11 protein-coding genes are annotated in these 12,051 nt (G+C 44.5%); 7 read left to right on the forward strand and 4 right to left on the reverse strand.

The annotated features are described in order from the left end of the window. The first annotated feature begins 27 nt into the window (after nucleotides 1-27). A complete protein-coding gene (locus tag R7Q11_RS07995) occupies nucleotides 28-474 on the forward strand; it encodes a PACE efflux transporter (protein WP_042522041.1) in 447 nt (148 codons plus the stop codon). Nucleotides 475-517: 43 nt separating this feature from the next. Here the strand turns inward: R7Q11_RS07995 and R7Q11_RS08000 are convergent, their stop codons facing one another. Then, on the reverse strand, nucleotides 518-751 hold the full coding sequence (locus R7Q11_RS08000; RefSeq protein WP_005387662.1) for a TIGR02647 family protein: 234 nt from the start codon (nucleotides 749-751) through the stop codon (nucleotides 518-520). A gap of 299 nt (nucleotides 752-1,050) precedes the next feature. Between R7Q11_RS08000 and focA the strand changes: the two genes are divergently transcribed. After that, nucleotides 1,051-1,911, forward strand: coding sequence for a formate transporter FocA (focA, locus tag R7Q11_RS08005; RefSeq protein WP_005378146.1), 861 nt, complete (start codon nucleotides 1,051-1,053; stop codon nucleotides 1,909-1,911). Between the two features lie 85 nt (nucleotides 1,912-1,996). Here focA and R7Q11_RS08010 read toward each other — a convergent pair whose 3' ends face one another. Both R7Q11_RS08010 and R7Q11_RS08015 read right to left on the reverse strand, forming a co-directional pair. Beyond that, nucleotides 1,997-2,134, reverse strand: coding sequence for a hypothetical protein (locus R7Q11_RS08010; RefSeq protein WP_005378145.1), 138 nt, complete (start codon nucleotides 2,132-2,134; stop codon nucleotides 1,997-1,999). Between the two features lie 354 nt (nucleotides 2,135-2,488). Beyond that, a complete protein-coding gene (locus R7Q11_RS08015; protein WP_033905097.1) occupies nucleotides 2,489-3,301 on the reverse strand; it encodes an ABC transporter permease in 813 nt (270 codons plus the stop codon). Between the two features lie 462 nt (nucleotides 3,302-3,763). Here R7Q11_RS08015 and torE point away from each other — a divergent pair, with 462 nt between their 5' ends. The 4 genes from torE to R7Q11_RS08035 all read left to right on the forward strand — a co-directional run bounded on the left by torE (nucleotide 3,764) and on the right by R7Q11_RS08035 (nucleotide 9,605). Next, nucleotides 3,764-3,943: a trimethylamine N-oxide reductase system protein TorE gene (gene torE, locus R7Q11_RS08020; protein WP_005378141.1), complete on the forward strand. Its 180-nt coding sequence runs from the start codon at nucleotides 3,764-3,766 to the stop codon at nucleotides 3,941-3,943. A 50-nt stretch (nucleotides 3,944-3,993) separates the two neighbouring features. Continuing rightward, entirely contained in the window at nucleotides 3,994-5,178 is a 1,185-nt protein-coding gene (gene torC / locus R7Q11_RS08025) for a pentaheme c-type cytochrome TorC (protein WP_005378139.1), read from the forward strand. A 26-nt stretch (nucleotides 5,179-5,204) separates the two neighbouring features. Continuing rightward, nucleotides 5,205-7,667, forward strand: coding sequence for a trimethylamine-N-oxide reductase TorA (torA, locus tag R7Q11_RS08030; protein ID WP_225466344.1), 2,463 nt, complete (start codon nucleotides 5,205-5,207; stop codon nucleotides 7,665-7,667). A gap of 198 nt (nucleotides 7,668-7,865) precedes the next feature. After that, nucleotides 7,866-9,605, forward strand: coding sequence for a glycoside hydrolase family 36 protein (locus tag R7Q11_RS08035; RefSeq protein ID WP_206969772.1), 1,740 nt, complete (start codon nucleotides 7,866-7,868; stop codon nucleotides 9,603-9,605). A 78-nt stretch (nucleotides 9,606-9,683) separates the two neighbouring features. Here the strand turns inward: R7Q11_RS08035 and R7Q11_RS08040 are convergent, their stop codons facing one another. Then, nucleotides 9,684-10,898 carry a putative manganese transporter gene (locus R7Q11_RS08040; RefSeq protein ID WP_017820871.1) on the reverse strand — a complete coding sequence of 405 codons (1,215 nt, stop codon included), beginning with the start codon at nucleotides 10,896-10,898 and terminating at the stop codon, nucleotides 9,684-9,686. 186 nt (nucleotides 10,899-11,084) lie between these two features. On the opposite strand from R7Q11_RS08040, the gene R7Q11_RS08045 reads away from it, so the two are divergent. Next, a complete protein-coding gene (locus R7Q11_RS08045; RefSeq protein ID WP_017634678.1) occupies nucleotides 11,085-11,990 on the forward strand; it encodes a manganese-dependent inorganic pyrophosphatase in 906 nt (301 codons plus the stop codon). Nucleotides 11,991-12,051: the final 61 nt, after the last annotated feature.

The following is a 12,051-nucleotide window of genomic DNA, read 5'->3' on the forward strand; positions in this document are numbered from 1 at the left end:
TGAGTAGAACTATTTGGATAGAGAAATATGACTCGTAACGAACGAATTTTTCATGCAGTACTTTTTGAGTTAATCGCACTCGCGATTATTGTACCAGCGGCTTCATTGATCACTGGAAAGGGCTCTAGTGATCTTGCGTTGGTTGGGGTCGGGTTGAGCATGTATACCGTGATATGGAACTACATCTACAACTTGTACTTTGATAAGTGGTTTGGTGACAATCGAGCTGAGCGAAGTTTAGCGATGCGGCTTGGACACACTATTGGTTTCGAGGGAGGATTAATCTTTATCTCTCTACCTGTGATTGCCTGGTTCTTAGAAATTACGCTTCTTCAAGCTCTAATGCTGGAAGCCGGCTTCCTCGTTTTCTTCCTATTTTATGCCACTGGTTTTAACTGGTTGTATGACAAGGTTCAACCATTTAGCAAAATGAAAAAGCGATTATTGCCACAGGCATCGACAGGAAAAATATAGGACTAAAAAACGCCACCGAGTTCGGTGGCGTTTTTTGTTCAAATTACACAGACAGAACTCTTAAAATCTTATCTGCATGTTCTGCAACTTCAATGCCTTCGTCTGTTAGATAACCACCGTCAGGCTGTGTACAAAGTTGCTTCTTATATAGACGAGCAACGGCTGCCTGCATTTCTTCTGACGCGTCTGTATGAACTTTAATACCAGTTGCAGCACTACTTAGGTCGAACTGAAGAAGTAGATTCAATTCGGCGATATGTTCAGCTGAATATTTCATAAATGATTCCTTTGCGCTTTTTTTACCAAGCTAGTCTGAAAAGTAGCGTTGGGCAACATTCAACGACAAGAAGTGTTAAGTATGGCGCTATCAGGCTGATATAACGCAGGATCTTTGTTCGAAAGGCCGAATACTTGTTAAGTATCAATGATACTTACGGTAGCGAATGATAGGCGCTATTTATTGCTTGATCTCCCAATAACAACGATTTTAGTAAACACGCCAAATAGAACTTGAAAAAATAGGGAAATAGAGCGATTATCCGCGCCTCTTTAAATGTTTCTAAATGTTACACCAGAATGAACTTTAATCAGTTTGACTCACTATTACCGCCACAAGCTGCGGAACGCGCAGCTGAAGTGGGGGTAGGCAAAGCAACGAAAGCTCCAATCAAATCTTTTCTGCTCGCCATTTCTGCGGGGCTTCATATTGGTATTGCTTTCATCTTCTATACCACAGTAACGACAGGCGCAGGCGAGCTGCCTTGGGGCATTACACGACTCATTGGTGGTCTGGCATTTAGCCTTGGTTTGATTTTGGTGGTGGTTACTGGCGGCGAGCTTTTCACTAGCTCTGTACTGACACTAGTTGCGCGTGCGAGTGGAAAAATCTCTTGGCAAGCACTTATCAAAAACTGGTTGGTGGTTTACTTTGGCAATATGGTTGGGGCCATTTTGCTCGTGGCCTGTATGCTAGTTACCAAGCAATATATGTTTGATCATGGCCAAGTTGGTCTTAACGCGATGGCGATCTCCCAACACAAATTACATCATGGTTTCTTTGCTGCTGTTGCGCTTGGCATCATGTGTAACGTATTAGTTTGTATTGCAGTTTGGATGACGTTTAGTGGGCGAACATTGACAGATAAAATAGCGGTCATGATTTTGCCTGTGGCTATGTTCGTGTCGGCAGGTTTTGAGCACTGTATTGCGAACATGTTCCAAGTACCTATGGCGATTGGTATTAAGTACTTTGCGCCAGAAGCGTTTTGGCAAATGACAGGGGCAGATATTGCAAACTACGCGGACTTAAACATGATGGGGTTCATCGTAAACAACCTAATTCCTGTTACGATAGGAAACATTATTGGTGGTGGCGTATTTGTTGGCATGTGGTATTGGATGATTTATCTACGCGATGAAGATAACCATTTGCGATAAGTTTAGAAGATCACAAGAAAGGCGAACCAGATGGTTCGCCTTTCTTTTTATTTGTCTCTGCAAATGTCAAATAAGTCGAGTCATGCTAAATCAACTCTTCGTTGATGCCAAAATCGGTTGGGAGCCAATGAGAAGTTACTTCCTTTGGTTCTTGAACGAGCCAATCCAGAGGTGCATCGGACAGGAGTTCATCGTAATTTTCTTTGATCATTAAGACATCCATGTACGTCTCTCCAAGTTTGTGGTCACTGCCTTTACTTTAAAATTAGAACATGTCAGTCACGTGATCAATGCATGACGATTCGATTGATCACTTATGTTGCTATGTTTCTGGTTGCGTATGGGTTTTGGGGGCTTATCCACATTTTCTGTGGATAACCTGTATCAAAGGTCGTGCGTATCTAAACTTGCAAAGAAAATTTCATAAAATTAGAGGCTTATATCAAAAAGAATTCTGCCTGACTTTTCATCTGAAAGCGTCTTGATGAGTGCTCGAAGAATAGTTGAGTTATTCAGTTATAAGTACGTTCGACTTGGCAACATAAGTTGTTTAACGGGCTTTACCCACAAGCGCCAACTAACCGTGAGTTTTGGTCGATTCGGGTTGCTCGATTTTTATCTTGATTCGGCCTTCTTTGGTTTGTACCCAGCGCAATGTCATTTCTAACGTTATGGTTACGGAGGCACTCAACATAACGAAAATAGCCAGCATAATTACTAACTGGTATTTAATCGCAACCATCGGGCTCGCGCCACCTAGAATTTGACCGGTCATCATACCCGGTAAGGTAACCAGCCCTGTAGTGGCCATAGAAGCTAAAGTCGGGGCAAGGGACTTTCTAAGAGCCTCCTGAATGAAGGGGAAGGATGCGTAGCGAGGAGAGGCTCCAAGTGAGATTGCAGCCTCATATTCTGCTTGTCTCTGCTCAAAAGCCGTAAACAAGTTCTGAAGAGCGATGATATTACTACTCAAGCTGTTACCCAATAACATACCAGCAAGTGGGATCATGTACTGCGCATTGTAAATAGGGGATGGTTGCACTAGGCCTGCTGTAATTGCAATCAGAAGTGGTATTAGACCACAGGTAAGGCCCGTTAGTAGCGGAAGCATAAGTGGCTTTTTAGGTAACTGAGCTTTTCCCGCAATTGAGCTGGCACCAATCAGTAGCATGATGGCAAGCCAAAGTATATTGACAAGTAAGCTGTTTAATTGAAAAAGATATTCTAAATACACGCCAATCAATATGAGCTGAAATGTCATTCGGATAACACTGATTATCGTGTCTTTTGCTATCCCTAATTTGTAGCGGGCATTGATAAAGAAGGGGACCAATAAAATCAAACCAAACAGTGCCAGTTTGACCCAGCTTATATCCACCACGTTATCCATAATCGCTCCTTGAAAATACGCGAATAATTGTATCTAAGCCTCCCCTTTATATGAACCACTATGTGCACTTTTTGCTGTTCTTAAAGTAAACCTTGAGTGCTATTTTAGACATTAATACGCAGCATTCTGTTTACAAGTGGTTATCTTTTTCGGAGTTTTTAAGTCGATTTATGGCATGGTAATTACGATTTAAATGTGATCGATGTTTCTTAAATGTTGTTTATTTAACAACTCCTTAAAAGACTTATTTTGTCACATCTGTTCATGTTTTTTAATAAATAACATCAATCCATCATATCTCTGGATGAGCTCAAAAAAGTGTTGAATTACAAGGTCTGAGGTCGCTTATTTGATTGAACCCTACTATTAGTATGGTCTAACATTTTCCATTAGAGATTGTAAAAAACTTAAGCTTGGTTACGCGGGCTTTTCAATAACACTAGATACAAAATAGGCAAATGTATGAGTGATGTTAATAAAATTGAGAGTGGTGAAAAACGCTCCCTGGAGTGGAAGTCGTTCCTCTTCATTGCAGTTGTTCTCTTCCCAATTCTGAGTGTGGCCTTTGTTGGCGGCTACGGGTTCATCGTTTGGATGTTGCAAGTCTTCTTCTTTGGACCTCCAGGCGCGCACGGCATGTAAGCCAGTGAGCTCATAACCACACTTTTGAAAAGATTTTAAGAGAGCAAATAATGAAATCATTAATCATTAAACTGTGGCGTACTATGACGCGCCCAGCTGTACATATCAGCCTAGGTGTGCTGACTATGGGCGGCTTTATTGCTGGTGTTATCTTTTGGGGTGGCTTTAACACCGCTCTAGAAGCAACCAACACAGAAGAATTCTGTATTAGTTGTCACACAATGCGTGACAACGTGTACGTTGAGCTACAAGAAACGGTGCACTGGAAAAACCACTCTGGTGTTCGTGCTACCTGCCCTGATTGTCACGTTCCACATAACTGGACAGATAAGATCGCTCGTAAGATGCAAGCTTCTAAAGAAGTATTTGCACAAGTATTTGGCAACTACGACGAACCGGGTGTGTTCGAAGAGCGTCGTATCGAACTTGCTAAACACGAATGGGATCGTTTCTCGGCAAACAAATCTCTGGAGTGTAAAAACTGTCACAACTACGAATCGATGGATTTCGAGCAAATGTCTCCTACGGCTCGTATCCAAATGAAGCAAGCCGCTGAGAAAGATCAAAGCTGTGTTGACTGTCACAAGGGTATTGCGCACAACCTACCAGCAGGCATGGACAGCATTGGCGGTATCGTGGGTGATCTAGAGGGTATGACTTCTAACACGGATTACGGCGTTGGTCAGCAACTCGTGAGCGTTCGTCACCTACCAATTTACTTTGATGCGCAAGGCAGTAAAGAAGCTGGTCTTCTTAATCCTGCATCGACCGTTAAAGTTCTTGAAGACAAAGGCGAGTTTGTTGAGATCGAAATTGACGGTTGGCGCAAAGCAAAAGGTTTTGGTCGTGTAATTCAAGAAGACTTCGGTAAGAACATTGCGACTGCGTCTCTGATGAAAGAAGCAGCAACAGACAGCAACATTGTGACGACTGGTGAGAAAAAAGTGGATGAGCTAACAGGCCTTCCTTGGGAAAAAGTAGCGGCGAAAGTATGGATTAAGAAAGAGTCTATGCTGAACGACATCAATCCTGTTTGGGAAAAATCTCGTGAAGCCTACAAGACCAATTGTTCTGTATGTCACACTCAACCTGCGGAAGCGCACTTCGACGCGAACACCTGGCCAGGTATGTTCGACGGTATGTTGGCGTTCGTTAACCTAGATACAGACAGTGAAGCACTGATCTTGAAGTATCTACAGAAACACTCTTCAGATTATGCTGAAGGTCACCACTAATAAGCGTCGGATTGGAGTAATTTTAAATGGCTATTACACGAAGAAGTTTTCTTAAAGGTGTAGCAACCACAAGTGCAGCGTCAGTAATTGGTCCTAGCTTATTGGCGTCCGCCTCTGCAAATGCCGTTGAGACGACAGGTACTTGGAAAGTAACCGGTTCTCACTGGGGCGCGTTCCGCGCCCACATCTACGCGGGTAAAGTTCAAGAGATCAAGCCGCTAGAGCTAGACAAAAAACCAACAGAAATGTTGAACGGCATTAAGGGTATTATCTACAGCCCTTCACGTGTTCGTTACCCAATGGTTCGTCTAGATTGGTTGAAGAAACACAAATACAGCGCAGATACTCGCGGTAACAACCGTTTCATCCGAGTAACTTGGGATGAAGCGCTAGATTTGTTTTATCGCGAACTAGAACGTATTCAAAAAGACTACGGCCCATGGGCGCTGCATGCAGGTCAAACAGGTTGGAACCAAACGGGTTCATTCAACAACTGTACTGCGCACATGCAACGTGCAGTAGGTATGCATGGCAACTTCATCACTAAAGTAGGTGACTACTCGACGGGTGCAGGTCAAACCATTATGCCGTACGTGCTAGGTTCAACCGAAGTGTACGCACAAGGTACGTCTTGGTCTGAGATCCTAGAAAACTCTGACAACATCGTTCTTTGGGCTAACGACCCAGTGAAAAACCTTCAAGTAGGTTGGAACTGTGAAACGCATGAGTCGTTTAAGTACCTTGCACAACTAAAAGAAAAAGTGGCGAAAGGTGAGATCAACGTTCTATCTGTAGACCCAGTGAAGAACAAAACTCAGCGCTACTTAGAGAACGATCACTTGTACATCAACCCGCTGACAGACGTAGCGTTCATGCTCGCTGTGGCACACGTGTTGTACAACGAAAACCTGTACGATAAGAAATTCATTGATACTTACTGTCTAGGCTTTGAAGAGTTCATTCAATACGTTCAAGGTAAGACAAAAGACAAAGTAGAGAAGACGCCTGAATGGGCAGCAGCGATTTGTGGCGTGAAAGCGGACAAGATCCGTGAATTCGCACGCATGCTAGTCAGCGGTCGTACACAGATCCTGATGGGTTGGTGTATCCAGCGTCAAGAGCACGGTGAGCAGCCATACTGGGCAGCGGCTGTGGTTGCTGCAATGGTTGGTCAAATCGGTCTACCTGGCGGTGGTATCTCTTACGGTCACCATTACTCAAGTATCGGTGTGCCTTCTACTGGTTTCGCGGGCCCTGGTGGTTTCCCTCGTAACCTTGACCAAGGTATGAAACCGAAGTGGGACAACAACGACTTTAACGGTTACAGTCGTACTATCCCAGTTGCACGTTGGATCGACTGTCTGCTAGAACCTGGCAAAGAGATCAACTACAACGGCGGTAAAGTGAAACTGCCAGACTTCAAGATGATGGTTATCTCGGGTTGTAACCCATGGCACCACCATCAAGATCGTAACCGCATGAAGAAAGCGTTCCGCAAACTTCAAACGGTTGTAACGATCGAGTTTGCTTGGACTGCAACATGTCGTTTCTCTGACATCGTTCTACCTGCGTGTACGCAATGGGAACGTAACGACATCGACGTGTACGGTTCATACTCGAACAAAGGTCTGATCGCGATGCATCGTCTCGTCGATCCATTGTTCCAATCTAAGCCTGACTTCCAAATCATGAGTGAACTAACTCAGCGTTTTGGTCGCCGCGAAGAATACACTCGTGGTATGAGCGAGATGGAGTGGATCGAAAGCCTATACAACGATTGTAAGAAAGCGAACGAAGGTAAGTTCGAAATGCCAGAATTCAATGAGTTCTGGGAGAAGAGCGTACTAGACTTCGGTGAAGGTAAACCTTGGGTTCGTCACGCGGACTTCCGTAAAGACCCTGAGCTTAACCCTCTAGGTACACCGTCTGGCTTCATCGAGATTACATCACGTAAGATCGGCCGTTACGGTTACGAACACTGTCAAGAGCACCCAATGTGGTTCGAAAAATCAGAGCGTTCACACGGTGGCCCTGGTTCAGACAAATACCCATTCTGGTTGCAGTCTTGTCACCCAGACAAGCGTCTGCACTCTCAAATGTGTGAGTCTGAAGAGTTCCGCGCGACTTACGCGGTACAAGGTCGTGAGCCGGTTTACATCAACCCAGCGGATGCCAAAGCAAAAGGTATCAAAGATGGTGATTTGGTACGTGTATTCAACGGTCGTGGTCAGCTGTTAGCTGGTGCTGTTTTGACTGACAGCTACCCACGTGGCGTTATTCGTATCGAAGAAGGTGCATGGTACGGTCCTCTAAACGAGAAAGAAGGCGCAATCTGTACCTACGGTGATCCTAACACCCTAACGCAAGACATCGGTTCTTCTGAGCTTGCACAGGCGACTTCTGCGAACACATGTATCGTAGACTTCGAGAAGTTCACAGGTAAAGTGCCGCCAGTCACTTCATTTGGTGGTCCGATCGAAGTTGCTTAATTAGTGCAGTTTGCATAAATCCAAATACCAGCCTCAGGGCTGGTATTTTTTTATCAAAATTTCAGTGAGCGTTGTCTCAATAGTAACTTCATAACGTTAAACGAGACTGGTATTCGTGATGATGGTAACGAATTGGGTGAGACAAGCAGGAGATAATGCGCCAAGCTAAACAATAATAATTAAGTGAGTAGACTCTTTATGGCTCAGAGCATTCAATTAGCAAATCACACTGAGATCACTGTGAATAACAATGACTTCCAAGTTGAAGTCGAGGGTAATCAATTACATTTTTCTTTTGCTGGCCTTCACAATAAAACCTTTACGGACCGTGAAGTGTTATTCGAAATGCCGTTTTTGTACGAGCACGAGGCCAACGTAATTGGGGATGGTTTTCAAATGTTGGCGCAAACGGCGGGAACGATCAATCACCCCGTTGATATTGGTCGCTGCCCAGACAATAATCCTTCTTATCGAATCTACCCTAAAAATGCACCTAAGCGTTATTACAACTATTTAGTGGTGGAAGGTTCAGCGGGCTACACATTATTTGGCTTCACATCATGTCATCGCTTTGCAGGCTATTTTGATGTTGTGCTGCGTGATGGGCATTGGGTTTTATCAGCCGCAATTGATGGTGAGTTGACTCAAGTGGCGGATTGGGAAAGTAATCAACTTGAATCCGTGGCGGTACTCTGTGGTCAATCGCTGTCCGAGCTTTATCAAACCTATGGCGAGATGATTGCAGAGCATCATCCTGTTCGCCAAGGTGTGACACAAGATGCGCCTGTTGGTTGGTGTTCGTGGTACGCGTACTACGCAGACGTGACAGAGCAAAACATCATGCAGAACGTAGATTGTATGAAAGATAAGCTCGAAGACCTAGAGTGGGTACTTCTGGATGATGGCTATCAAGCCTTTATGGGCGATTGGTTAACCCCATCAGATAAGTTTTCTGGTGGCGTAAAAGAGCTCATTCATAATATCCGTGCAAAAGGAAAAAAGCCGGCAATTTGGATGGCGCCTTTCATTGCACAGCCTGAGTCGGAGATCTTCAAACAGCATCCAGATTGGTTTGTGCGTCACAAGGATGGTGGCTTACTTAAAGCAGAAGATGTCACATACGGTGGTTGGCGATGCACGCCTTGGTACATACTCGATACCTCAAACCCAGAAGTACAAGACCATCTGACGAATGTAGTCTCTGTCATGAGACAAGAGTGGGGCGTTGAGTTGTTCAAGCTAGACGCGAACTATTGGGGCACCTTAAAAGGTGTTCGTAAACAATCTGGTATTACAGGCGTTGAGGCGTATCGCTTAGGAATGGAAGCGATTGCCAAAGGCGCTGGTGATGCGTGGCTTTTAGGTTGCAACGCGCCAATGTGGCCATCTCTGGGGCTTGTGGATGCAATGCGTGTTTCTGACGATGTAGAGCGTCATAGTCGTCGATTCGAACAGATAGCCAAAGAAACCTTTTACCGTAGTTGGCAGCATCGAAAATTGTGGCAAATTGACCCGGATTGCGCCACGTTCACTTCATTAGCTAATCAATCTGCATCCAGAGAAGAGTATGAATTTCATCGCACGGTGTTATTAGCGAGTGGTGGTTTGCTGCTGTCTGGTGACCCGCTCCCTGAGATTACGCCGTTTGCTAAGAAGACACTGTCTAAGCTCATGTTACGTCAACAACGTAACCAGCAATCTGCAAAGTTTACCGCTTTGAGTTTAAATCACGCGTTTTTAAAACTAACGACGAAGAATGACCTCCATTGTTTGTTTAATTATGCGAGTTACGGAGCGATGGAATTTACGCTGACGTCTGATCAACCGGTGGACTGGTATGATTACTGGACAGGGGAAAAGCTAAACCAAGAACCTTGCCAGTTGTTAATGGTGAGCGTGGATAAAGGGCTCAATGCGAAAGCGATCGTTACAGCATAAAACGTGAAGTAAATCGCCTAATACCAAGATCAAGAAAGGAGCCTATTGCGGCTCCTTTCTCGTTTGATGCTCTGAGCGTTAGAACTCGAATAAAAAGTAATACCCGTATCCAACAATAAACGCAGGAATGGACGAGTAAATAGTCGCGACCAAAGCAGCTTTCGGTGCCATTGCAATAGCGGGGAATAGGGCGTCACCATCGTTAGAAATCGCATTGGCCAGTTGCGCAGAAAGTGGCGCTGCACCAGAAATGTATAGGCTAGTGACTAAAATTTGCGGTCCACAACCAGGCAACATACCAATGGCTAGGCCAGCTAATGGCATCCAAATTCCCCAATGAGAAAAGGTTTCTACAAGGTCGAGTCCAGAAAAATAGGTCGTCAGTTCAAACGCCAGAAACGCCACGATCACCCAAGCACTGACGAAATTCGTATCTTGTGCTGCTTTTTGAATCGGGTGTGAGTCCACGATTTTTTCATCTTCAGAGACCGTTGACTGATAATCGCCGAGCTCTTTTGTCATAGCCCACAACGACATTGTGATCACCGCGAAGATAGCGCCTAGCCATTCAATGGTATTGGCCTGCAAAGACAACAGCTGATTAATATCGATTTGGAAAGACATTAACACAGCAACGACACTAGCAGGCACAATAAGCCATTTCCAAAATGCGCCTTGTAGATTGATTGCACGTTGTTCAAGGGGTGTGTGTCGGTCTGTCTGGTGTTGGCAACAAGCATGTGTCTGAGGTGCTTCTTTTGGTTCTGGTCGCAGAAAGTTATCAGCATGAAAAGCATTAACGACTAACCCTGAAAGAGTACCCACGATAATGCCTAATCCAACCACGCCTAATCCAACACTTGGTTTGGCGGCCAGAAGTAAAAAGGCAGCGTCACCCATTGTTGAAGTAAGTACCGCGACAATCGCACCAAATCCTACTCGGCCACTAATAAATTGCGTTGTCACAACAATAGCGCCACCACAGCCAGGCAAAGCACCCAACAAAGAAGCAAAGAAAACCTGATGATTACGCGAGCGATGATATAGCTCGGTAATTCGATTGGTTTTCGACATAAAGTTTGAAAGATAATGATAAATAGCCAATGTGGCAGCAACATAGCATGACACCGCCCAGAATGAGTCGGATAGCGTCTGTACGGCTACGTCACGTGTATTTTCATTGCCTAGCAAAATGAGCATGACGATAGGGATCAGCAATCGCTTATAAGCTAAACGAAACTGAGTAGGCTGAAACAACTGTTGTGCAGAGTGTAATAATTGGGTCGCGTTCATCGTTTACTCAAATGCAAATAGGAATAATTATCATTATATGTAAATGAGATTTATTCGCAATAGCATTGTGAACTTTTCTTCGTGTCAAACTCTCTGAAATCAGGTAAAGTATCGGCCTTTGTGAGCAAACACGCCCTAATTAACTGTATTAGGCGGCGTATAAAATTGACTTGAATAGGAAGAAACATGATTCTAGTTGTAGGTCATAAGAACCCAGACAGCGACAGTATTTGTAGTGCACTCGTTGCAACTGAACTTCTAAAAGCGCGTGGCGTTGAAGCTATGCCAATTCGCCAAGGCGAAATCAACCGTGAAACTCAGCACATCCTAGAAGTTGCTGGCGCTGAAGTTCCTGAGCTTCGCACATCAGTTGCGGGTGAGACCGTTTGGCTAGTAGATTACTCAGATCTAGCACAAGCACCAGACGATATCGCAGAAGCTGAAATTGCGGGTATTGTTGACCACCACCGTCTAGGTGACGTGATGACAGTAAACCCAATGGAAGCATGGATCTGGCCTGTTGGTTGTACCAACACTGTTCTATTCAACATGTTCAAGATTGAAGGTCACGCGATTACTCCACAAATTGCTAAGCTAATGATGTCAGCAATTCTATCTGACACAGTAGGTTTTGCTTCTCCAACTTGTACACAAAAAGACAAAGATGCCGTTGCTGAACTAGCGGCAATCGCAGACGTACAAGATGTTGACGCGTTCACTAAAGATCTTCTAATTGCTAAAACAAACATCGAAGGTCTATCAGCGGCTGAGCTTGTTGAGAAAGACCTTAAAGGTTACCCATTCAACGGTCGTGACGTAGTGGTTGGTCAGGTTGAACTTGCAACTCTTGAGCAAGTTGACGGTATGATCGAAGCACTAGAAGCAGACCTAGAATCTCGTTGTGAGAAAGATAACCTAGCGTTCGCTGCTGTAATGCTAACAGACATCACGACTGCTCAAACTCGTCTTCTATACAAAGGTGAGTGGGCTGAGAAGCTTGTTAAGCACGAAAAAGACGGCATGCTAATGATGGAAAACACGCTAAGCCGTAAGAAGCAAGGTTGGCCTTGGCTTCAAACTGAGCTAGCTTAATTTTCTAGCATATACTTTAAATGCCCGCCTAGCTGCGGGCATTTTTCTATGGGAAATAGGA

This window comes from Vibrio sp. 970, from assembly GCF_033339075.1.

Coding starts and splice junctions, on each gene's coding strand:
- focA (WP_005378146.1), top strand. CDS start 1,051: ATGAACTTTAATCAGTTTGACTCACTATTACCGCCACAAGCTGCGGAA.
- R7Q11_RS07995 (WP_042522041.1), top strand. CDS start 28: ATGACTCGTAACGAACGAATTTTTCATGCAGTACTTTTTGAGTTAATC.
- torE (WP_005378141.1), top strand. CDS start 3,764: ATGAGTGATGTTAATAAAATTGAGAGTGGTGAAAAACGCTCCCTGGAG.
- R7Q11_RS08045 (WP_017634678.1), top strand. CDS start 11,085: ATGATTCTAGTTGTAGGTCATAAGAACCCAGACAGCGACAGTATTTGT.
- R7Q11_RS08000 (WP_005387662.1), bottom strand. CDS start 751: ATGAAATATTCAGCTGAACATATCGCCGAATTGAATCTACTTCTTCAG.
- R7Q11_RS08040 (WP_017820871.1), bottom strand. CDS start 10,898: ATGAACGCGACCCAATTATTACACTCTGCACAACAGTTGTTTCAGCCT.
- R7Q11_RS08010 (WP_005378145.1), bottom strand. CDS start 2,134: ATGGATGTCTTAATGATCAAAGAAAATTACGATGAACTCCTGTCCGAT.
- torA (WP_225466344.1), top strand. CDS start 5,205: ATGGCTATTACACGAAGAAGTTTTCTTAAAGGTGTAGCAACCACAAGT.
- torC (WP_005378139.1), top strand. CDS start 3,994: ATGAAATCATTAATCATTAAACTGTGGCGTACTATGACGCGCCCAGCT.
- R7Q11_RS08015 (WP_033905097.1), bottom strand. CDS start 3,301: ATGGATAACGTGGTGGATATAAGCTGGGTCAAACTGGCACTGTTTGGT.
- R7Q11_RS08035 (WP_206969772.1), top strand. CDS start 7,866: ATGGCTCAGAGCATTCAATTAGCAAATCACACTGAGATCACTGTGAAT.